The 21,766-nt window shown below is 69.0% G+C and carries 21 protein-coding genes; 9 read left to right on the forward strand and 12 right to left on the reverse strand.

The features are described from left to right. Window positions 1-2,495 (forward strand): PecA family PE domain-processing aspartic protease (locus FPZ47_RS30190; RefSeq protein WP_168209381.1); only part of this gene is annotated, 2,495 nt, incomplete at its 5' end. Window positions 2,496-2,501: 6 nt separating this feature from the next. On the opposite strand, the gene FPZ47_RS07110 is transcribed toward FPZ47_RS30190, so the two are convergent. From FPZ47_RS07110 to FPZ47_RS07125, 4 genes are read right to left on the reverse strand one after another with little or no spacing between them, the layout of a single operon-like run. Further along, window positions 2,502-4,052, reverse strand: coding sequence for an acetolactate synthase large subunit (locus FPZ47_RS07110; RefSeq protein ID WP_144946433.1), 1,551 nt, complete (start codon window positions 4,050-4,052; stop codon window positions 2,502-2,504). Continuing rightward, the gene (locus tag FPZ47_RS07115; protein ID WP_144946436.1) at window positions 4,049-4,873 is read right to left on the reverse strand and encodes an amidohydrolase family protein; all 825 of its coding nucleotides are present in this window, start codon (window positions 4,871-4,873) and stop codon (window positions 4,049-4,051) included. Before FPZ47_RS07115 ends, FPZ47_RS07110 begins: the two co-directional genes overlap by 4 nt. Window positions 4,874-4,883: 10 nt before the next feature. Next, the gene (locus FPZ47_RS07120; protein WP_144946439.1) at window positions 4,884-5,657 is read right to left on the reverse strand and encodes a fructosamine kinase family protein; all 774 of its coding nucleotides are present in this window, start codon (window positions 5,655-5,657) and stop codon (window positions 4,884-4,886) included. Then, the gene (locus tag FPZ47_RS07125) at window positions 5,654-7,312 is read right to left on the reverse strand and encodes an acyl-CoA synthetase (RefSeq protein WP_144946442.1); all 1,659 of its coding nucleotides are present in this window, start codon (window positions 7,310-7,312) and stop codon (window positions 5,654-5,656) included. Before FPZ47_RS07125 ends, FPZ47_RS07120 begins: the two co-directional genes overlap by 4 nt. Before the next feature lie 53 nt (window positions 7,313-7,365). Between FPZ47_RS07125 and FPZ47_RS07130 the strand changes: the two genes are divergently transcribed. Next, window positions 7,366-8,166, forward strand: coding sequence for a crotonase/enoyl-CoA hydratase family protein (locus tag FPZ47_RS07130; protein WP_144946445.1), 801 nt, complete (start codon window positions 7,366-7,368; stop codon window positions 8,164-8,166). 108 nt (window positions 8,167-8,274) lie between these two features. Then, a complete protein-coding gene (locus FPZ47_RS07135; RefSeq protein WP_144946448.1) occupies window positions 8,275-9,150 on the forward strand; it encodes a hypothetical protein in 876 nt (291 codons plus the stop codon). 22 nt (window positions 9,151-9,172) lie between these two features. Here the strand turns inward: FPZ47_RS07135 and FPZ47_RS07140 are convergent, their stop codons facing one another. From FPZ47_RS07140 to FPZ47_RS07150, 3 genes are read right to left on the reverse strand one after another with little or no spacing between them, the layout of a single operon-like run. Then, window positions 9,173-10,378 (reverse strand): cytochrome P450, encoded by a 1,206-nt coding sequence (locus tag FPZ47_RS07140; protein WP_144946451.1) that lies wholly within the window; start codon window positions 10,376-10,378, stop codon window positions 9,173-9,175. Next, window positions 10,375-11,091, reverse strand: coding sequence for an acetoacetate decarboxylase family protein (locus FPZ47_RS07145; protein ID WP_144946454.1), 717 nt, complete (start codon window positions 11,089-11,091; stop codon window positions 10,375-10,377). Before FPZ47_RS07145 ends, FPZ47_RS07140 begins: the two co-directional genes overlap by 4 nt. Window positions 11,092-11,134: 43 nt before the next feature. Beyond that, the gene (locus FPZ47_RS07150) at window positions 11,135-12,175 is read right to left on the reverse strand and encodes an LLM class F420-dependent oxidoreductase (RefSeq protein WP_144946458.1); all 1,041 of its coding nucleotides are present in this window, start codon (window positions 12,173-12,175) and stop codon (window positions 11,135-11,137) included. A 76-nt stretch (window positions 12,176-12,251) separates the two neighbouring features. Here FPZ47_RS07150 and FPZ47_RS07155 point away from each other — a divergent pair, with 76 nt between their 5' ends. From FPZ47_RS07155 to FPZ47_RS07170, 4 genes are read left to right on the forward strand one after another with little or no spacing between them, the layout of a single operon-like run. Further along, on the forward strand, window positions 12,252-13,259 hold the full coding sequence (locus FPZ47_RS07155) for a Zn-ribbon domain-containing OB-fold protein (protein WP_144946461.1): 1,008 nt from the start codon (window positions 12,252-12,254) through the stop codon (window positions 13,257-13,259). 14 nt (window positions 13,260-13,273) lie between these two features. Beyond that, on the forward strand, window positions 13,274-14,338 hold the full coding sequence (locus FPZ47_RS07160) for a thiolase domain-containing protein (RefSeq protein WP_144946464.1): 1,065 nt from the start codon (window positions 13,274-13,276) through the stop codon (window positions 14,336-14,338). Continuing rightward, window positions 14,338-15,528 (forward strand): thiolase domain-containing protein, encoded by a 1,191-nt coding sequence (locus tag FPZ47_RS07165; protein WP_144946467.1) that lies wholly within the window; start codon window positions 14,338-14,340, stop codon window positions 15,526-15,528. Before FPZ47_RS07160 ends, FPZ47_RS07165 begins: the two co-directional genes overlap by 1 nt. Next, window positions 15,525-15,932 carry a nuclear transport factor 2 family protein gene (locus tag FPZ47_RS07170; protein ID WP_144946470.1) on the forward strand — a complete coding sequence of 136 codons (408 nt, stop codon included), beginning with the start codon at window positions 15,525-15,527 and terminating at the stop codon, window positions 15,930-15,932. Before FPZ47_RS07165 ends, FPZ47_RS07170 begins: the two co-directional genes overlap by 4 nt. Here the strand turns inward: FPZ47_RS07170 and FPZ47_RS07175 are convergent. Further along, complete coding sequence (locus FPZ47_RS07175) at window positions 15,929-16,453, reverse strand: gamma carbonic anhydrase family protein (RefSeq protein WP_144946473.1); 525 nt, start codon at window positions 16,451-16,453, stop codon at window positions 15,929-15,931. The genes FPZ47_RS07170 and FPZ47_RS07175 overlap by 4 nt on opposite strands. Window positions 16,454-16,598: 145 nt before the next feature. Between FPZ47_RS07175 and FPZ47_RS07180 the strand changes: the two genes are divergently transcribed. Both FPZ47_RS07180 and FPZ47_RS07185 read left to right on the forward strand, forming a co-directional pair. Continuing rightward, window positions 16,599-17,774: a 3-ketosteroid-9-alpha-monooxygenase, oxygenase component gene (locus FPZ47_RS07180; protein WP_144946476.1), complete on the forward strand. Its 1,176-nt coding sequence runs from the start codon at window positions 16,599-16,601 to the stop codon at window positions 17,772-17,774. 7 nt (window positions 17,775-17,781) lie between these two features. Then, window positions 17,782-18,234, forward strand: coding sequence for a hypothetical protein (locus FPZ47_RS07185; RefSeq protein WP_144946479.1), 453 nt, complete (start codon window positions 17,782-17,784; stop codon window positions 18,232-18,234). A gap of 20 nt (window positions 18,235-18,254) precedes the next feature. On the opposite strand, the gene FPZ47_RS07190 is transcribed toward FPZ47_RS07185, so the two are convergent. The 4 genes from FPZ47_RS07190 to FPZ47_RS07205 all read right to left on the reverse strand — a co-directional run bounded on the left by FPZ47_RS07190 (window position 18,255) and on the right by FPZ47_RS07205 (window position 21,730). Beyond that, entirely contained in the window at window positions 18,255-19,409 is a 1,155-nt protein-coding gene (locus tag FPZ47_RS07190) for a sulfotransferase family protein (protein WP_144946482.1), read from the reverse strand. Continuing rightward, complete coding sequence (locus FPZ47_RS07195) at window positions 19,409-20,191, reverse strand: SDR family oxidoreductase (RefSeq protein ID WP_144946731.1); 783 nt, start codon at window positions 20,189-20,191, stop codon at window positions 19,409-19,411. The genes FPZ47_RS07190 and FPZ47_RS07195 overlap by 1 nt, the downstream gene beginning before the upstream one ends. A 2-nt stretch (window positions 20,192-20,193) precedes the next feature. After that, a complete protein-coding gene (locus FPZ47_RS07200) occupies window positions 20,194-21,333 on the reverse strand; it encodes a hypothetical protein (RefSeq protein WP_144946485.1) in 1,140 nt (379 codons plus the stop codon). An 88-nt stretch (window positions 21,334-21,421) separates the two neighbouring features. Continuing rightward, window positions 21,422-21,730 carry a hypothetical protein gene (locus tag FPZ47_RS07205; RefSeq protein ID WP_144946488.1) on the reverse strand — a complete coding sequence of 103 codons (309 nt, stop codon included), beginning with the start codon at window positions 21,728-21,730 and terminating at the stop codon, window positions 21,422-21,424. Window positions 21,731-21,766 lie beyond the last annotated feature (36 nt).

Below are 21,766 nucleotides of genomic sequence, written 5' to 3' on the forward strand. Positions count from 1 at the left end.
GCGACGGCGGGGCCGGCGGCAGTGGCGGAATGTTCGGCGGGTTGGGCGGAGCCGGCGGAGCTGGCGGGATGGGCGGCACCGGCGGCGCGGGAAGCGCCGGCCCGACCGGGGGCGGCAGCGCCTTTGTTGGCGGCGACGGTGGTGCCGGCGGCGCGGGCGGCCAGGGCGGCGCCGGGTCGGTGACCGGGGCGGCGGGGCTCGCCGGTGACGGCGGCGCCGGCGGCCAGGGCGGCACCGGCGGTGCCGGGGGTGTGGGCGCGGTCGGCGGCACGGGCGGCGCTGGTGGCATCGGCGGCCAGGGAGGTACCGGCACCAACACCGGCGTCAGCAGCGACGGCGGCCAAGGCGGCGCCGGCGGCCAAGGCGGCGCGGGTGGCAACGGTGGCAACGGCGACACCTCCGGCAACGGCGCCGCCGGCGGCAACGGCGGCAACGGCGGAAACGGCGGCAACGGCGGAGCGCCAACCGGAAGCGGCCGGGGCGGTGACGGCGGCGACGGCGGCGATGCCGGCGTTGGTGGCACCGGGGGCGACCCCGGCGCTGGCGCCGTCGCCGGCGGCAGCGGCGGCAACGGCGGCAACGGCGGAAACGGCGGCCAGGGCAGCGGTGGGGGCCCGGGCATCAGCAGCGTCGGCGGCGGCGGCGGAAACGGCGGAAACGGCGGCGCAGGAGGAGCCGGCGGCAGCCCCGGCCAAAGCGCCAGCAAACAAGACGCCGCAGCCAACAACGTGTTCTACGGTAGCGGCGGCAACGGTGGCGCCGGCGGCAACGGTGGCGAAGCCGGCACCGGCGACAACGGGGCGGCCGGCGATAATCCTGGCTTTGCCGGCGGCAACGGCGGCAACGGCGGCCAGGGCGGCCACGGTGGCGCGGCCGACCAACCCGCATCGAACCACGGCTTGTTCGGATCCAACGGCAACGGCGGTCCGGGCGGCAACGGCGGTGCGGGCGGAAACGGCGGCACCGGCGGCACCGGGGTCAGCACCATCGCCGGTGCCGGCGGCGACGGCGGCGACGGCGGGGCCGCCGGCGCGGGTGGCGCACCCGGCAACGGCTACTACTCCGCGCCCGCGAGCGAGGCACTGCCCGTCGGCACCGGCGGAACCGGCGGCACCGGCGGCGCCGCGGGATCCGGCGGCAACGGCGGGCAAGGCGACAACGGTTTGGCCGGCGGCACCGGCGGCAACGGCGGCCAAGGCGGAACCGGCGGTTACGGTGGCGACGGCAGCGGTAACTACTTCATCCAAGGCGACAACGGCGGCAACGGCGGCGCGGGAGGCACCGGCGGAACCGGCGGCAACGGCGGAACCGGCGGCGTGGGCGCCAGCGGCGGCGCCGGCGGTTACGGTGGCGCGGGCGGCGCCGGCGCAAACGCCGGCAACGGCGGCACGGTCCAATACACCGGCCAAGGCGGTTACGGTGGCACCGGTGGCACCGGCGGCGCCGGCGCGCCCGCGGGGGCCGCCGGCGACGGTGGCACCGCCGGTGCGGGCGGCAGCGTCGGCGCCCCCGGCTCCGGCGCCGACGGCGGAAACGGCGGAAACGGCGGAAACAGCGGAAGCGGCGGCCCGGACGGCACGTTCGGCACCAACGGCGCCGGCGGCACCGGTGGAGCGGGCACTGCCTCGGGCGGCAACACCGGCAGCGCCGGCGCCAACGGCGCCACAGGCGGTACGGGCGCCACCTCGCTGGCGGACGCAACCGTCCCGCTGTACATGCAGAATGTGACCAACCCGGTGGTGTACATCTCGGTAAACGGCGGACCGTCGGTGCCCGTGGAGGTTGACACCGGATCCACCGGTCTTGTTATCGAAAGCCAATACGTCCCAACCCAAAACCTCGGCACCGCAATAGGATCGGGGTCGGCCGGTTACGCAGGTGGACTGAACTACAACTACACAACGTATTCGACGACGGTGAGTTTCGGCAGTGGAATCGCCACCCAGCCGACCGGTGTCGACGTCGTCAGCGGATCGACGGTACAGAACTATTTCTCTTCCTACGGGGTGGATGGCGTGTTGGGCATCGGGCCCAACAACGGGTTCCCGGGCACCAGCACCGTCATCCCGGCGTTGCCGGGCCTGCTCAACAACGGTGTGCTGATCAACGAACCCCGGGGGGTGCTGGAGTTCGGTCCCAACCCGCTGACTGCCGGGGTCTCGATTACCGGAGCGCCGATCAGCACCGTGGACGTCCAGATCAATAACGGACCTCTGCACACCGCTCCCGTGATGTTCGATTCCGGTGGTTTATATGGAACTATCCCGTCATCCCTGCTCGCGACCGGCCAGAGCTCCGGGAACTTGCCGGCGGGAACGGTCATTTCGGTCTACGCCCCCGACGGTCAGACGCTGTACTCGTATACGACCACCGCGACCAACAGCCCGTATGTCACGGGCACCCGGATGGAAACAGGCTACGAGCCCTTCGCGCAGCAGCCGGTGTACATCAGCTACGACCCGACGGCTGTCGGGACCACACTCTTCGGTAGGTAGGAGCAGCTAGCCGAACAGCGACGGCACCACGGCGTCTATGAGGTGCGGTCCCGGCTCGGCGAGGCCCCACCGCAGGGCGTCGGCGAACTCCTCGGCGGTGGTGACGCGACGCGCCGGGACTCCCATCCCTTCGGCGAGCTTCACGAAATCCATTGTCGGTCTCGACAAATCGAGCAAATCCAGCGCCTTGGGTCCGGGCGCCGAACCGACACCGACGCGCTGCAACTCGACCCGCAGGATGTCGTAGGCGTTGTTGTCGTATATCACGGTGGTCACGTTGAGGTGCTCCCGTGCCTGGGTCCACAACCCCGAGATCGTATACATCGCCGAGCCGTCGGACTCCAGGCACAGCACCGGACGGTCCGGCGCGGCGACCGCGGCACCCACCGCGGCCGGGATGCCGTAGCCGATCGCCCCGCCGGTCAGCGTCAGCCAGTCGTGGGCCGGTGCCCCCGCGGTTGCCTGCGGCAGCAACAGGCCCGACGTGTTCGACTCGTCGACGACGATCGCCCGTTCGGGCATCAGCGCCCCGATCACGTCGGCCGCCGAGGCGGACGTCAGCGCGCCCGTCGGCAACTGCGGGCGTGCGGCGGGCGCCACCGGCGCCTCCGTCCCGGGCGCCACTTCCTCGGCCAGCGCCTCCAGCGCGTCGGCCGCGCCGCTGTGCCCGGCCAGCGTGTGCACCTCACAGCCGGCCGGCACCAGGTCGCTGGGCATGTCCGGGTAGGCGAAGAACGACACCGGCGACTTCGCCCCGGCCAGCACCAGATGCTTGGCGCCGTCCAGCTGGGCCGTCGCGGCCTCGCCGAAGTAGGCGAGCCGCTCGATCGCGGGAATGCCCGCGCCGCGTTCCAGCCGCGTCGGGAATGTCTCGCACAACAACCTCGCCCCGGTTGCCTGGGCGATCCGCGCCGCCGCCGTCAGCCCCGGTCCGCGGGTGGCGTCGCCGCCCACCAGGATCACCGTCGGTTCACCCGACCGCAGCACCTCTGCCACCGCGGGCGCCAGTCGCGGGTCGGCACCCGTCGGCCGTCCCTGGATGGCCGCAACCGGCTGGGCGCCATCGGACCACGACACGTCGGCGGGCAGGATCAGTGTGGCGATCTGCGCGCCCGATCGGCCGGCGGCGATGGCTTCGGCGGCGTCGGCGGCGACGTCGGCGGTGTCCATCGTGCGGCGCACCCAGCCCGAGACGGTGCCCGCGACCGCGTCGATGTCGGATTCCAGTGGCGCGTCGTACTTCTTGTGATAGGTGGCGTGGTCGCCGACGACCACCACCATCGGCACCCGGGCCCGACGCGCGTTGTGCAGGTTGGCCAGGCCGTTGCCCAGTCCGGGTCCGAGATGCAGCAGCACCGCGGCGGGCCGGTCGGCGATGCGGGCGTACCCGTCGGCCGCGCCGGTGGCGACACCCTCGAACAGCGCGAGCACCCCGCGCATCCGCGGAACGGTGTCCAGCGCGGCCACGAAGTGCATCTCCGAGGTGCCGGGGTTGGCGAAGCACACGTCGACACCGCCGTCGACCAAGGTGTTGATCAGGGCCTGGGCACCGTTCACGGGTTTGCCTCCAGTCTGAAGACGCGCTCGGCGTTGCCGCGCAGAAAGTCGCGGCGTCCGTCGTCGCTGAGCCCGAGCTCGTCGAGCCCCGCCAGCGCGTGCGCGGGCGTGATCATCGGATAGTTGCTGCCGAACAAGACCTTACGTTGTCCGGTACCGGTTCTCATGAACCTGACGAGCTCGTCGGGCAACCGTGCGATGGTGTAGGCCGAGGTGTCGATGTAGACGTTCTCGTGCTTGCGGGCGACGGCCACCATCTCCTCGGTCCAGGGATAGCCGACGTGCCCGCAGACGATCAACAGCTCCGGAAAGTCGAGCGCCACCTGGTCGATGTAGGGGATCGGGCGGCCGGTCTCCGACGGCCGCAGCGGGCCGGTGTGCCCGACCTGGGTGCAGAACGGGACACCGAGGTCCACGCAGGCCGCGAACAGCGGGTAGTAGCGGCGGTCGGTCGGCGGCGCGTCCCACAGCCAGGGCACCACACGCAGGCCGACGAAGCCTTCGTCGACACGCCGCCGCAACTCCCGCACCGCGTCCATCGGACGGTCCAGGTCGGCGGTGGCCACGCCGGCAAAGCGGTTCGGGTGCAGGCCAACCCATTCGGCGACCTCGTCGTTGGAGACCAGGTCCTGGCCGCCCGGGCCGCGCCACGCGCTGAGCAGGCCCAGCTCGACGCCGGCGTCGTCCAGCGCCGCCACCGTCGCCCCGATCGGGACGTCGGTGTCCGGCATCGACCCGCCGGTCCAGCGGCGCAGGGACGCCAACATCTCGCTACGCAGGAAGCGCAGGGTCGGATGCTGCATCCACACGTCGATCGTCATTCGGTCGACTCTAAGCCCGGGCGGTCAGCGCGGCGCGGGCGGCGGCGTCCGTCTGCCGCGCGTACCCGCCGCCGAACAGCACGACATGCGCCAGCAGCGGGTAGAGCTGGTGCAATCCGGTGCGCTCACGCCAGCCGCGCCGCAGGCGCCGCACCCGCTGGTAGCCGGTGAGGACGGCGTCGTGATGCGGGCAGCCGAACAGCGTGAGCATCGCCAGGTCGGTCTCGCGGTGACCGGCGTGCGCCGCCGGGTCGATCAGCACCACCCCGTCGGGTGTCCACATCACGTTGCCGCTCCACAGGTCGCCGTGCAGGCGGGCCGGGGGGTCGTCGTCGTCGAAGTCGCCCACCCGGCAGCGGGCCACCACCGTGTCGACGGCGGCGCGGGTGGCAGCCCCGAGCCGCGCCGCCGCGAGCTCGGCCATCGGGGTCAGCCGCTCGTCGGCGTAGAACTGTCCCCAGCGTTGGTGGCGCCCCAGCGACATCGGCAGCGGCTGCGATAACGGCCCGAAGAATCCGGGCCCGTCCCATCCGTCGGGCCCGGCGCCGAACGCCGGGGCGCCCGCGTCGTGGATGCGGGCCAGTCGGCCGCCGAACGCGTGCGCCGCCTCGCGGCTGGGCGGCACCGACTCGAGCCACCGCAGCGTCAGGCTCGACTCGTCGACGGCGACGACCCGCGCGCACGGCACGCCGCCGTCGACATCGGCAAGCCAGCGCAGCCCGGCGGCTTCCCACGCGAAAAAGCCGGCGGGGGCGTCCGGGTTGCGTTTGACGAAGTCGCTCAAGCGGTCGCGTGGGCGGCGTGCACGTCGTCGGCGGGCCGCGCCTCGGTCTGTTCCTTGGCCCAGCGGTAGTCGGGCTTGCCGGCCGGCGAACGCTTCACCTCGTCGACCAGCCACAGGCTGCGCGGCACCTTGTATCCGGCGATCTCGGAGCGCACGAAGCGGTCCAGCTCCGCCAGCGTCGGCCGCGCACCCGGCCGCGGCGCCACGACGGCGGCCACGTGCTGGCCGTACCGCGGGTCCGGCACACCGACCACGAGCGCGTCGAAGACGTCGGGGTGGCCTTTGAGCGCGCCCTCGACCTCTTCGGGGTAGATCTTCTCGCCGCCGCTGTTGATCGACACCGACCCGCGGCCCAGCATCGTGACGCTGCCGTCCTCCTCCACCAGGGCGTAGTCGCCGGGGATGGCGTAGCGCACCCCGTTGAAGGTCTTGAACGTCTCGGCGGTCTTCTTCTCGTCCTTGTAGTAGCCGACCGGGATGTTGCCCTTCTTGGCGATCAGGCCGCGCACCCCCGAGCCGGGCTTGACCTCGTTGCCCTCCTCGTCGAGGACGACGGTGCGGTGGTCGATCGTCACGCGCGGCCCGCCGGCGTGCGGCGCGTCCTTGGCGACGATGCTGGTGCCGCCGAAGCCGGTCTCCGAGGAACCGATCGAGTCGGTGATGACCCGGTTGGGCAGCAGCTCCAGCAGCCGTTCCTTGATGCTCGGCGAGAACAGCGCGGCGGTGCTGGCCAGCAGGAACAGCGACGACAGGTCGTAGTCGTGGTCGGTGTTCAGCGCGTCCAGCAGCGGCCGCGCCATGGCGTCGCCGGTGAAGAACAGCAGGTTCACCTTATGTTCGTGGATCGTGCGCCACACCTCGTCGGCGTTGAACTCCGGTGCCAGCACGGTGGTCTGCCCGGAGAAGATCGACATCCAGGTGGCCGACTGGGTGGCGCCGTGGATCATCGGCGGGATCGGGTAGCGGATCATCGGCGGATTGGCGGCGGCGGCCCTGGCCAGGTCGTACTCGTCCTCGACGAATTCGCCGGTGGCGAAGTCGGTCCCGCCGAAGAGCACCCGGTAGATGTCCTCGTGGCGCCACATCACGCCCTTGGGGAACCCGGTGGTGCCGCCGGTGTAGAGCAGGTAGATGTCGTCGGCGCTGCGCTCACCGCGCTCGCCGAAGTCGCGCTCGGGTGAGCCCTGCGCGATCGCGGAGTAGAACTCGACGCCGCCGTAGCGCTGGTAGTCGCTGGAGTCACCGTCGCTGCCGTCCTCGACGACGAGGACGGTCTTGACGTCGGGGGTGTGCGGCAGCACGTTGGCCACCCGGTCGGAGTACTGACGCTCGTGGATCAGCGCGACCATGTCGGAGTTGTCGAACAGGTAGCGCAGTTCGCCCTCGACGTAGCGGTAGTTGACGTTGACCAGGATCGCGCCGGCCTTGACGATGCCGAGCATCGCGATGACGATCTCGATGCGGTTGCGGCAGTACAGGCCCACCTTGTCGCCCTTCTGCACGCCCTGATCGATCAGGTAGTGCGCCAGGCGGTTGGCCTTCTCCTCCAGTTCGGCATAGGTCAGCTTCTCGTCGCCGCAGATCAGGGCGACACGGTCAGGCACAGCGTCGATGGCGTGCTCGGCAAGATCGGCAATATTCAGGGCCACGGCCACCAAATTAGAACGTGTTACATTTCTTGACAAGCTCCACGAGAAAGGCGGGCACTTTGACCGAGTCCGAGAACCAACCCGACGCCCTGGTGGAGCAGCGCGGTCACACCCTGATCGTCACGATGAACCGGCCGCAGGCCCGCAACGCGCTGAGCACCGAGATGATGCAGATCATGGTGCAGGCGTGGGACCGCGTCGACAACGACCCGGACATCCGGTGCTGCATCCTGACCGGGGCCGGTGGCTACTTCTGCGCGGGCATGGACCTCAAGGCGGCAACCAACAAACCGCCGGGCGAGTCGTTCAGGGACGGCAGCTACGACCCGTCGCGCATCGACGCGCTGCTCAAGGGTCGCCGGCTGACCAAACCGCTCATCGCGGCCGTCGAGGGCCCCGCGATCGCCGGCGGCACCGAGATCCTGCAGGGCACCGACATCCGGGTCGCCGCACAGAGCGCCAAGTTCGGCATCTCGGAGGCCAAGTGGAGCCTGTACCCGATGGGCGGCTCGGCGGTGCGACTGGTGCGGCAGATCCCCTACACGGTGGCCTGCGACCTGCTGCTGACCGGTCGGCACATCACCGCCGCCGAGGCCAAGGAGATGGGTCTGATCGGGCACGTCGTGCCGGACGGGCAGGCGCTGACCAAGGCCCTGGAGATCGCGGAGATGATCGAGAGCAACGGACCCCTGGCCGTGCAGGCGATCCTGCGGGCGATCCGCGAGACGGAGGGCATGCACGAGAACGAGGCGTTCACGATCGACACCCAGATCGGGATCAAGGTGTTCCTGTCCGACGACGCCAAGGAAGGCCCACGGGCGTTCGCCGAGAAGCGCAGGCCGCAGTTCCGCGGTCGCTGACGCGCCCGCTATTGCGCCGAGCGTGTATCTACTGCGACTTTTCGGCCGATTTCTCGCAGTGAGTGCACGCTGGGCGTGGGTGTCGGTCGGCCGCGGCACACTGCGGTCGTGCAAGGACCTTTCAGAGGTAGCGAGGCCCTCGAATCGGGGGCCCTGACGCCATACCGTCTGCGCAGCCGATTCCGCGCAATCCTTCCGGACGTCTACGTCCCCGCCGGCACCGAACTCACGGCGATGGCGCGCGCACGCGCGGCGTGGCTGTGGTCACGGCGCCGCGGCACCGTGGCCGGGCAGTCGGCATCGGCGCTGCACGGCGCCAAGTGGGTGGATGAACGGGCACCGGCTCAGCTGCTGTACGCCTGCCGCCGTCCACCGAAAGGCGTTCGCACCTGGTCGGATGGACTCTGCGATGACGAGGTGCAACTCATCGCGGGCATGTCCGTAACCACGCCCGCACGGACCGCCCTCGACCTTGCCTGCCGGTATCCGGTCGGCGAAGCCGTCGCTGCCATTGATGCGCTTTGCCGCGCAACGCGACTCAAGATCGCCGACACCGAATTGCTCGCCGAACGCTACAAGGGGCGGCGCGGCATCAGGCGCGCCCGTACCGCGCTGGCCCTCGTGGATCCGGGGGCGGAGTCACCCCGTGAGACGTGGCTGCGTCTCTTACTCATCCGCGCGGGTTTCCCCCGACCACAGACGCAGATTCCGGTTTACGACCGATACGGCCAACTCGCCGCGGTTCTCGACATGGGGTGGGAAGAAATCAAGGTTGCCGTCGAGTACGACGGCGACCACCACCGCACCGACCGCCGGACGTTCAACAAGGACATCAAGCGCGCCGAAACCGTCGCTGGATTGGGTTGGATAAACGTCCGCGTCACCGCCGAGGACACCGAAGGCGGCATCTTCTGGCGGGTATCACAAGCATGGGATCGCCGAGCGTGCAACCAGCGCGACATTTCGGCGAATTTTTCGCAGTGAGAACACGCTCGGCGAAAGGGCATCAGCCCAGCGGCGCGCTCGGGCTGAAGACGACCGGCATCTTCTCCAGCCCGGACACGAAGTTGGCCGGCCGCAGCGGCAGCTCGGCATCCGAGGCCAGCCGCATGTCGGGAAGACGCTGCAGCAGCCGTGTCTGCATGATCGACAACTCCAGCCGGGCGAGCTGGTTGCCCAGGCAGAAGTGCGTCCCGAAGCCGAACGCCAGGTGGTTGTTCGGGTAGCGCTCGATGTCGAAGCTCTCCGCATGCTCGAAGACCTTTTCGTCGAAGTTCGCCGACTCGAACAGCAGGATCATCTTCTCGCCCTGGCGCAGCGGCGTGCCGTGAAACTCGGTGTCGGCGGTGATGGTGCGGGCCATATTCTTCACCGGCGCGGTCCAGCGCAGCATCTCCTCGATCGCGTTGGGCAGCATCGTCAGGTCGCCGGCCAGGCGCCGGTGCTGGTCGGGGTGCAGCAGCAGCTGCCGTGTCCCCCCGGACAGCGTGTGCCGCGTCGTCTCGTCGCCGCCGATCAGCAGCAGCAGCACCTCGGTGACGATCTGGTGGTCCTCCAGGCGTGCCCCTTCGACTTCCGCATGCACCAGGACGCTGACCAGGTCGTCGGTCGGTTCGGACTTGCGGGCCCCGATCATGCCCATCATGTATTCGCTGTAGGCCGCGAAAGCGTCCATGGTGACCTGGAAATCCTCCTGCGCCGCGGTGCTGCTCAGGAAGCTGACCAGGTCGTCGGACCACTTGAGGAACATCTTGCGTTCCTCGGGACGCACACCGAGCATGTCGCCGATGACCGCCATCGGCAGCGGCGCGGCGAGGTCCCAGACGAAGTCGCACTCGCCGCGTTCGCACACCGCGTCGATCAGCGTGTCGCACAGCTCGACGATCTTGGACTCCTGGTCCTTCACGCGCTTGCGGGTGAAGCCGGAGTTGACGAGCTTGCGGCGCAACAGATGCTGCGGGTCGTCCATCTCGATCATCATCTCGACGCCGTCTTGATCGGGCCGGATGCCGCCGGCGTTCGAGAACAGCTCGGGGTTGCGCTCGGCGTCGATGACGGCCTGGTAGGTCGACGCGGCGGCCAGCCCGTTGCGGTCGCGGAAGACCGGTTCATTCTCCCGCATCCAGCGGTAGACGGCCCGGGAGTCGCCCGCGTAGAACGCTCCGTCGGTCAGGTCGACATCCGGCCTGGTCCCTAATTCAACCGTGGTCATGAGATCTCCTGCGCGTCACCGAATGTCATTTGCACGTGGTCAGCCGAACTGGACAGTATCGCGCGCTTCGGAAGGCCCAGCGACGCCAGCTCTTTCGCGTAGGGGTGATCACCCAGCCGGACACGGACCCCACCGAATCGGGTGTGCACACCATCGAGGGTGTGCTCGAAGGCGGTCTCGCGGGTGACGCCGTCGCGGTGGGAGAAGCTGCGCTGCGCTTGGTGCCGCGGGGTCAGCCGCAACGGCAGGCCACGGCGGAACTCCATGCCGATCACCAGTTGCCCGTCCACACTGCAGTCGAATCCGAACTTGCGGCCCTCGCGCACGGTGAAGTCCGCCATGACCTTCGGGTAACCCCAGATCTTGGTTCCGGCTTCCAGCGTGAACGCCTGGTCGACGGGCAGGTGGTGGATGAAGGCGCCGGCCTCCCGCAGGGCGCGCGGCCCGGTCGCGCTCGACCCCGGCGGGTTGACCATCACGCTGGTGCCGAACTCGTGGTACCGGCCGAGGTCGCCGTCGATGTAGTGCATCAACATCAGCACCACGATCGCGCGCCCGGGCAGGTAGCGGCAGACCCGCAGGCCGCTGTAGTCGATCAGGCGCTGGGCCGCGTCGGCGTCCACCGAGAACATCGCCATGCGCTGCGTCGCCTGACGGATCCGCACCGGCATGGTGAGCACGGTGCCCGCGATCGTGTGCTGCGAGGCTGTCATCGGGCCAATCTAGAACGTGTTCTATTCCTTGGGCAAGCTCCGGCTAGATCAGCGTGGCGAGCTCGCGGACCTGCTCTGCATCGCGGCCGTTCACGACCATCATGGTGACGCCCGCGGCCTCCCAGACCTTGACCTGCTTACGCGCGTAGTCCAGGTCGCCGACGATCGCGGCGTCGTCGACCAGCTCGTCGGGGATGATCTCGGCGGCTCGTTCTTTGCCGTCCTTTTGTCCACTGCGGAAGAGCTTGGTCACGTCGTCGACCACGTCGGCGTACCCCATCCGGCGGTACACGTCGGCGTGGAAGTTGGTGTCCTCGGCACCCATGCCGCCCATGTAGAGGGCCAGATAGGGCTTCATCGCCGCGAAGGCGGCGCCGCGGTCGTCGGTGATGACGATGGTCGCGGTCGCGCAGATCTCGAAGTCCTCGCGGCTGCGGCGCGCGCCGGGCCGGGCGAATCCCTCGTCGAGCCATTCGTTGTAGGTGTCGGCCATCCGCGGCGTGTAGAAGATCGGCAGCCAGCCGTCGCAGACCTCGGCGGCCAGCGCGATGTTCTTCGGCCCCTCGGCGCCCAGCATGACGGGGATGTCCGCGCGGCGCGGATGGGTGATGGGTTTGAGGGCCTTGCCCAGGCCGGTCGTCCCCTCTCCGGTCAACGGCAACGGGTAGTGGGGTCCGGCGCTGGTCACCGGTTTCTCGCGCGCCCACACCTGCCGCAGGATGTCGATGTACTCGCGGGTTCGGGCCAGCGGCTTGGGGAACTTCTGGCCGTACCAGCCCTCCACAACCTGCGGGCCGGAGACGCCGAGTCCCAGGATGTGCCGGCCACCGGACAGGTGGTCGAGGGTCAGCGCGGCCATCGCGCAGGCCGTCGGGGTGCGCGCGGACAGCTGCACCACCGAGGTGCCCAGCCGCACCCGCTGCGTCGACGAGCCCAACCACGCCAGGGGCGTGTAGGCGTCGGATCCCCACGCTTCGGCGGTGAACACCGCGTCGAACCCGGCTTCCTCTGCCGCGGCCACGAGCTCGGCGTGGTTCTCCGGCGGCTGAGCGCCCCAATACCCCAGCTGCAACCCCAGTTTCATGTCTCTGCCCTTCCCGCGGCCGACCCGACAAAAGAAAAATTTGAATCCGTTGTTAGAACCTGTTCTACTCGATGGCGTGACAGCCAGTCCGAGTAGCCCGACCTTGATCGATCACCCCGAACCACCGCTTTCCGCGCCACTGACGTTGTCTTTCGACTACACCCGTTCGGTGGGTCCCACGCTGAGCAAGTTCTTCACCGCGCTGCGTGAACGCCACATCCTGGGGGTGCGCGGATCCGATGGTCGGGTGCACGTACCGCCGGCGGAATATGACCCGGTCACCTATGAGCCGCTGGGCGAGATGGTACCGGTGTCGGCCGTGGGCACCGTCGTGTCCTGGACGTGGCAGCCCGAACCGCTGGAAGGCCAGCCGCTGGACCGACCGTTCGCCTGGGCGCTGATCAAGCTCGACGGTGCCGACACGCCCCTGATGCATGCGGTCGATGCGGGCAGTTCCGACGCGATCCGCACCGGCGCGCGGGTGCACGTGCACTGGGCCGACGAGACGGTGGGCGCCATCACCGACATCGCGTACTTCGCGCTGGGCGGGGAAGCCGAACCCGTGACCGAACAGCCGCGGGGCGAACAGGATCCGGTCACCATGATCGTCACGCCGATCTCGCTGACGATCCAGCACACCGCCTCCCACGAGGAGAGCGCCTACCTGCGGGCCATCGCCGGGGGCAAGCTGCTCGGCGCGCGGACCAGGAGCGCCGACGGCGCGCAAGGGAAGGTCTACTTCCCGCCGCACGGCGCCGACCCGGCCACCGGCCTGGCGACCTCGGAGTTCGTCGAGCTGCCCGACAAGGGCACGGTCACGACGTTCGCGATCATCAACATCCCGTTCCAGGGCCAGCGGATCAAGCCGCCCTACGTGGCGGCCTACGTGCTGCTCGACGGTGCCGACATCCCGTTCCTGCATCTGGTTGCCGACATCGACGCGCACGAGGTGCGGATGGGCATGCGGGTGGAAGCGGTGTGGAGGCCCCGCGAGGAGTGGGGCTTCGGGATCGACAACATCGAGTACTTCCGGCCGACCGGGGAGCCCGACGCCGACTACGACACCTACAAGCACCACCTGTAAAGGGCCTACTTTTCATGAGTGAACGCAACGTAGCGGTGGTCGGCTTTGCCCACGCTCCGCATGTCCGTCGCACCGACGGCACCACCAACGGGGTCGAGATGCTGATGCCGTGTTTCGCCCAGCTCTACGAAGACCTCGGGATCACCCAGGCCGACATCGGCTTCTGGTGTTCGGGTTCTTCGGATTACCTTGCCGGGCGGGCGTTTTCGTTCATCTCCGCGATCGACTCGATCGGCGCCGTGCCGCCGATCAACGAGTCGCACGTGGAGATGGACGCGGCGTGGGCGCTCTACGAGGCCTACATCAAGATCCTGACCGGTGAGGTCGACACCGCGCTGGTGTACGGCTTCGGGAAGTCCTCGGCCGGTGTCCTGCGCCGTATCCTGTCGCGCCAGACCGACCCCTACACCGTCGCCCCGCTGTGGCCCGATTCGGTGTCGATGGCCGGACTGCAGGCCCGCATGGGCCTCGACGCCGGCAAGTGGGACGAAACCCAGATGGCGCGCGTGGCGCTGGATTCCTTCGCGAACGCCCCCCGGGTGGACTCGGTCGAGCCGCCGGCCAGCCTGGACGACCTGCTCGAGCGGCCGTTCTTCGCCGACCCGCTGCGGCGCCACGACATCGCACCGATCACCGACGGGGCGGCGGCGATCGTGCTGGCGGCCGACGACCGGGCGCGCGAGCTGCGGGAAAACCCGGCCTGGATCACCGGGATCGAGCACCGCATCGAATCCCCGATCCTGGGCGCACGCGACCTCACCGCATCGCGGTCGACCACGGCGGCGGCCAGGGCGGCCAGCGCCGGCCGCGTCCACAACATCGAGGTGGCCGAGATCTGTGCGCCCTTCACCCACCAGCACCTGATCCTCGCGGAGGCGATCCGGCTGCCGGGGAAGACGAAAGTCAATCCGTCCGGTGGCGCGCTGGCCGCCAACCCGATGTTCGTCGCCGGCCTGGAGCGCATCGGCTTTGCGGCACAACACATCTGGAACGGCTCGGCCGGGCGGGTGCTGGCGCATGCCACCAGCGGGCCCGCACTGCAACAGAACCTGGTCGCGGTCATGGAAGGGAAGAACTGATGGCCGGAAAGCTCGCGGCGGTCCTGGGTACGGGGCAGACCAAGTATGTCGCCAAGCGCCATGACGTTTCGATGAACGGCCTGGTGCGCGAGGCGATCGACCGGGCGCTGGCCGATGCCGGCGCGACGTTCGACGACATCGACGCCGTCGTGGTCGGTAAGGCCCCCGACTTCTTCGAGGGCGTCATGATGCCGGAACTGTTCATGGCCGACGCCATGGGCGCCACCGGCAAGCCGATGATCCGCGTGCACACGGCGGGCTCGGTCGGCGGATCCACCGGGGTGGTCGCGGCCAGCCTGGTCCAGTCCGGCAAGTACAGGCGCGTGCTGGCGATGGCCTGGGAGAAGCAGTCGGAGTCGAATGCCATGTGGGCGTTGTCGATTCCGATTCCGTTCATCAAGCCGGTGGGGGCCGGGGCCGGTGGCTACTTCGCCCCGCACGTGCGGTCGTACATCCGGCGGTCCGGCGCACCGTTGAACATCGGCGCCATGGTCGCGGTCAAGGATCGGCTCAACGGGGCCCGCAACCCGCTGGCCCATCTGCACCAACCCGACATCACGCTGGAGAAGGTGATGGACTCCCCCATGCTGTGGGACCCGATCCGCTACGACGAGACCTGCCCATCCTCGGACGGTGCCGCCGCGGTCGTCATCGGCAACGAGGAGATCGCGGATGCGCGTGTGGCGCAGGGACATCCGGTGGCGTGGATCCACGCCACCGCGTTGCGCACCGAGCCGCTGCAGTTCTCCGGACGCGACCAGGTGAGCCCGCAGGCCGGCCGTGACGCGGCCGCCGCGCTGTGGAAGGCGGCGGGCATCAAGAGTCCCATCGACGAAATCGACGCCGCCGAGATCTACGTGCCGTTCTCGTGGTTCGAGCCGATGTGGCTGGAGAACCTCGGGTTCGCCGCCGAGGGCGAGGGTTGGAAGCTCACCGAGGCGGGCGAGACCGCGATCGGCGGCCGGCTGCCGGTGAACCCCTCGGGTGGGGTGCTGTCGTCGAACCCGATCGGCGCCTCGGGGCTGATCCGTTTCGCCGAGGCGGCGATCCAGGTGATGGGCAAAGGCGGCGACCACCAGGTGCCCGGCGCCCGGAAGGCGTTGGGGCACGCCTACGGTGGCGGCTCGCAGTACTACTCGATGTGGGTGGTCGGCGCGGACAAGCCCACGCCTGAAAAAGTCGGCGCGTGAGCGAGCACCCCGCTCACGAAGCCGGCCGGCGCTCGCGCGAGGCGGTCATCGCCAGGGACAAGCACGCGTGGCTCGCGGTGTTCGCCGAGGACGCCGTCGTCGAGGACCCGATCGGCCCGTCGGCCTTCGACCCGGAGGGCAAGGGGCACCGGGGGCGCGACGCGATCTCGGCGTTCTGGGACAAGGCCATCGCCCCCACCACCAGGATCGAGTTCGCCTTTCGCGACACCTACCAATGCGGCAACGAGGAGGCCAACGTCGGGCACATCCTCATCACCACGGGTGATTACCAGGTGACCGCGGAAGGCGTCTTCACCTACAAGGCGAACGACGAGGGCAAAATGGTGGCCTTGCGGGCCTACTGGGAGACGGACCGGGCCGCGGCGAGCGTCCGCAAGGTCTAGATCGGTTCCAGCCCGGCCAGGTGCCGCTGCGCCAGATCCCGATAGGCCTGCGGGTTCAGGTTGACCCACATCTCGGCACCCGTACCGGCGACCGGCCCCTTGACCTGGGCCGGCGCGCCGACGGCCAGCATGCCGGCCGGAATCTGGGTGCCGGCCGTCACCAGCGAGTGGGCCGCGACCAGGCTGCGCGCCCCGATGACCGCGCCGTCGAGGAGCGTGGCGTGGTTGGCGATCAGCGCCTCGGGCCCGACGTGGACGCCGTGGATGACGCACAGGTGCGCGACCGTCGCGCCCGGCCCGATGTCCACGGGGATGCCGGGCGGCGCGTGCAACACCGACCCGTCCTGCACGTTGGCGGCCTCCCGCACGACGATCGGGCCGTAGTCGCCGCGCAGCACGGCGTTGAACCACACCGACGCCCCAGCCTCGACCGTGACGTCGCCGATCAGGGTGGCCGTCGGCGCCACGAACGCGGTGGGGTGGACCCGGGGCGCGCGGCCCTCGAAAGAAAATAGCGGCATCCGCTCAGCTATACGCCCCGAGATGAACATTTCCGGGGAATTCGGCGCCAGACCCGCCGTCGTTGCGCACGGCCGACGTAAAACTGTAACGTGTTCTAGTTAGAGGCCAGTGAGGAGTTTCAGGCCGGCGAGTTGGAGGTGACAGGTGACTACCGACACCAATGCGGTCGGCATCCGGGAGATCGATTCCGGCGCATTGCCGACCAGGTACGCCCGCGGCTGGCACTGCCTGGGCGTCGCGAAGGACTACCTGGACGGGAAGCCGCATGCGGTGCAGGCGTTCGGCACCAAGCTGGTGGTGTTCGCCGACGCCCGGGGTGAGGTCACGGTTCTCGACGCCTACTGCCGGCACATGGGCGGCGACCTGTCGGAGGGCACGATCAAGGGCGACGCGGTCGCCTGCCCCTTCCACGACTGGCGCTGGGGCGGCGACGGGCGCTGCAAGCTGGTGCCGTACGCCAAGCGCACGCCGAAGACGGCGCGCACCCGGGCCTGGACGACCGACGTGCGCGGCGGCCTGCTGTTCGTCTGGCACGACCACGAGGGCAATCCGCCCGACCCCGCGGTCCGGATTCCCGACATCCCCGAAGCCGCCAGCGACGAATGGACGGACTGGCGGTGGAACAGCATCCTCATCGAGGGATCGAACTGCCGCGACATCATCGACAACGTCACCGACATGGCGCACTTCTTCTATATCCATTTCGGCCTGCCGACGTACTTCAAGAACGTGTTCGAGGGCCACATCGCCTCGCAGTACCTGCACAACGTCGGCCGTCCGGACGTCAGCGACCTGGGAACGTCCTACGGCGAGGCGCACCTGGACTCCGAGGCGTCCTACTTCGGGCCGTCGTTCATGATCAACTGGCTGCACAACAGCTACGGCGGCTACAAGGCCGAGTCGATCCTGATCAACTGCCACTACCCGGTGACGCAGAACTCCTTCGTGCTGCAGTGGGGTGTCGTCGTCGAAAAGCCCAAGGGCATGGACGAGGCCATGACCGACAAGCTGTCCAAGACGTTCACCGAGGGCGTCAGCAAGGGCTTCCTGCAGGATGTCGAGATCTGGAAGCACAAGACCAGGATCGACAACCCGCTGCTGGTCGAGGAGGACGGCGCCGTCTACCAGTTGCGCCGCTGGTACCAGCAGTTCTACGTCGACGTCGCCGACATCAAGCCGGAGATGGTCGAACGGTTCGAGATCGAGGTGGACACCACCCGCGCCAACGAATACTGGAACGCCGAGGTGCAGGAGAATCTCAAGACCAAAGAGGCCGGCGCCGAACCCGTTTCAGGCGACGTGCCCGCCGGGCAACACTGAAGCGAACGTGCCGGACGACCACCCCGCGGTACCCGACGTCGATCGGCTCGCCCGATCGATGCTGTCGCTGCGCGGTGACGGCCACGACCACCCCCACAAGCCCGCCGGTCCGGGAAACGGTAACGACTCGTGGTCGAAGTCAAGGGATTTCAGCGACGATCCGCGGCGTGCCGCCGCGGTTGCCGAGGCCAGCCGCGCCGACCGGGAGCGCTACCTGAGCTCGGGGCTGCGCCCGGTGAACTGCCGGTTCTGCCATGTGACGGTGAACGTCAGGCGGCCCGGGCCGGGCCACACCGCGGTCCAGTGGACCACCGAGGCGTCGCAGCGTTGCGCGTATTTCGCCGAGATCCGGTGCTCCGGCGGGGATCCCGCACGCACCCGGTCGTGCCCCAAGCTCGGCGACAGCATCGAGCACGCCGTCGCCGAAGGCTACCTCGACGCATCCCCCGACGAGGACTGAGTTCGCGTCCACACCGGCCGCTACAGCCCCGCGAACCGCTCCCTGACCGACTCCTCCGTGAGCCCGTAGTCGGCGAGCGAGTACGTGTGCTTGGGCGCCCGCTCGCCCGACTGGCTCTCGGCGTGGCTGGCCTCCATGGCCGCGCGCGCGTCGTCGGTCAGCGTGATACCGAAGTGCCGGTAGACGTCGGCCACGGTGCCCAGGGGGTCGGCGATCAGGTCGCGGTAGTCGACGTCGTAGAACTGGGCCGGGTCGTATTTGGCGCGCGCGGTGTTGAACCGCTGCAGCCCGCGCGACCAGGTGTCCATCGCGTCGGCGCCGATCCGGGCGCCGGCGAACGTCGTCGACCAGCCCTCGGCGGTGCGCTGGGCCAGCGAGCACATCGACGCCATGATCGTCTCGACCGGGCGTCGCGTCTGGATCACCAGCGCGTCGGGGTAGGTGGCCATCAACGCGTCCAGCGCGAACAGATGGCTGGGATTCTTCAGCACCCAGCGCTTGTCGGCGTCGTTGAGCCCGATCAGCTGAAGGTTCTTGCGGTGCCGCCGATATGACGGCGTCCAATCCTGCTGCGCAAGCCATTTCGCGTAGCTCGGCAGGTGCGCCAGCGTCTCGTAGGACACCGAGTGCAGCGACTGTCGCAGCAGCTGCCAGCACTCCTCCAGCTCGTAGGCGGCCATGAAATGCAGGCCGGTGTAGCCGGGGTTCTCCCGGTGGTGCCGGGTGAACTGGTCGTCGAGCTGGCGGTAGAACGGGTTGGACTCCCAGGTGTCGCGCGGCGGGCGTGGCTGCGGGAATTCGGCGAGCCACATGTGCAGGCCCTGGTGGGCCGGGTCGGAGCCGAGCAGCCGGTGCAGGGCCGTCGTCCCGGTGCGCACCAGCCCGGTGACGAAGATCGGGCGTTCGATGACGACGTCGGCGTGCTGGGGGTACTGCTTCCACGCGGATTCCGACAGCAGCCGGGCCACCAGCGCGCCCCGCAGGAAGAACCGATTCATCTTGCTGCCCAGCACGGTCAGGTCGGCCTCGCGTTTGTAGGAGTCCAGCAACACGCCCAGCGCTTCGCGATAGTTGTCGTCGTCGGCGCCGAAGTCGTCGAGCCCCACCAGTTTGGTGGCCGAGGCGTGCAGCTCCTCGACGGTGCCGATATCGGTCCGGTCGGTGCCGCCGGTCATCAGGTGTGGTACTCCCCGCAGTTGACGTCCAGGGTCTGCCCGGTGATGCCGCTGGACAGGTCGCTGGCCAGGAAGAGGATCGCCGAGGCCACCTCGTCCTCGGTGGGTAGCCGCTTCAGGTCGGAGTTGGCCGCGGTCCCCTGGTAGATCTGGTCCACCGTGGTGCCGTACTTTCCCGCCTGATGCTCGAAGTAGGCCTGCAGCGTGTCGCCCCAGATATAGCCGGGCGCAACGGAGTTGACCCTGATCCCCTTCTCGCCGAGCTCGGTGGCCAGCGAGTGGGACATGGCCAGCAGAGTGGACTTGGCCATCTTGTAGGCTCCGTACTTGGCCTGTGAGTGGCGCAGCACCATGGAGTTGACGTTGACGATCGACCCGTTCGCCTTCTCCAGCGCGGGCGTGAACGCCTGGATGAGCCGCAGCGCCCCGAGTGCACTGAGCTCGATCGCGTCCCTGATGTGCTGGAAACCGGTGCCGGCCAAGGGTTTCATCGAGGGCACCCGGAACGCGTTGTTGATCAGCACGTCGAGGCGGCCGTAGGTCGCCATGGTGGTCTCGACGAGGTTGTTCACCTCGTCGTCGTCGGTGATGTCCGCGCGGACCGACAGCGCCTTGTGCCCGGTGTCGCCGACCTGTTTGGCGACGGCCTCCAACCGGTCGAGGGTGCGGGCCGCGAGCACCAGGTCGGCACCCTCGTTCGCACACCGGTGCGCCAGCGTGGTACCGAGCCCCGGACCCACGCCACTGATGACGACTACCTTGTCCTTGAGCATCTCTGCCATTTTCACCCCAGCATCCTGGCCGCAATTTGGTGCTGCCGCAGCGTGATCCGGGCACGCCACTCGTCCCCGGAGATCTTGTTGTGGTCGAAGTGCGGCAACGCGTCCGGTATCGCGTCGAAGTCGACCAGCTCGACGCCCGGCCCGTCGGCCGCGCCGACCGGGCGTGACACCCGTTGCCAGCGGAACTGCAGAATGCCCCGCCGGTGGCCGAGCGTTTCGACCCAGTTGGTCACCCCCGGGTTCTTCTCGGCGACCACGATGCGCACCTTGCCGTCCGGATCCGCTTGGGCCTGAGTGTTGTTCAGCGAGGTCTGGTGGTTGATGTAATCCAGCGAGATGTACCACATGCTGCCCAGCTGGAAGCCGAGGTAGGGGGCATCGGAGACGGGGATCGTGATCACCAGCGCCTGGTCGGGCCGCAGCTCGAAGTGGCCGACGGAAGAGTACTGGGTCGCCAGGCCCCCCGGCGTCAGCCGGGGGGCGACCATGGTGTTCACCGGGATGTCGAGGTAGAACCACTGCGGGAACTGCAGCCAGGTCTTGACGCGGTTGACGAGCTGCTTGGCGGCTGTGGCATAACGCTTTTCGATGGTCTCTCGGGTCAGCGGCGGCGGTGCGGTGCCCGCGGTGTCCAGTCGGGAGATCGCCAGGATGCCCCGCTGCGCCGACCAATCGGCGTACACCTCGCGGATCACCAGCTGCCCGGGGCTGGTCGGCCGCACCCGCCACTCGAAGCTGCCGTCGGCGGCGATCTCGAGTTCCCGGTCGTCGAACGCGGCCTGGCTGGCCGGCACGTTGTCGTCGGTGTACTCGCCGCCGAGCAATTGGAAGCTCAGGTCGGTCGTGGTGCCGCGTCTGCCGGTGACCACGTAGTCGTGGCCGGCGTGCACCCGGGTACCGAAGTAGAGGGTGTCGGGGTTGTCCAGGCCCATCTTGGTGAACGGCCCGGTACCCGACTGCAGGAACGGATGGTCGCGGTCGTAGTCGAAGGCCAGATGCATGCAGCCGGCTATGCAGCCGGCCAGGTACTGCAGCCCTTCGAGCAAATCGGCTTCGGTCTGGATGTGCGGCGCGGCGGCGACCAGTTGCTCGGCCTCGGCGATGGCAGAGGTGAGCGGGCCTGAAAAGGAGTCAGAGAACACGCCTAGACGCTAGAACGTGTTCTACTTTTTCGTCAATGGCGAACGTTCCCGCGCGTCGGGAGCGGCATTGCGCTACGAGGCCGGCTCGCTAGGGAACGCACTGCTGCGACAGGTCGATCAGATGCTGCCGCACGTCCGGATGCCGCTCCAGGTAGGTGATGACGTTGCCGCCGTCGCCCTCCGCTTCCGACTTGGCGATCAGCTGTTGGTGCAGGTCGGGATGCCGCTCCAGGTAGGAGTTGATGGAATTGCCCACGGTCTGGTTCGCATCGCACTGCGGAGCCGCGTTTGCCGCCGGCAGCGCGATGACCACCGCCCCGATGGCGCAAAGTACGCCGGCCGCGACGACGCGGGTCGCCCCGCCCCTGCGCTCACCGGCAGTCGGAATCACGTTCATGCAGCCCAGATTACCCGCGCCGGCCCCGCGCCAACC

The organism is Mycobacterium helveticum, assembly GCF_007714205.1.
GTDB lineage: Bacteria > Actinomycetota > Actinomycetes > Mycobacteriales > Mycobacteriaceae > Mycobacterium > Mycobacterium helveticum.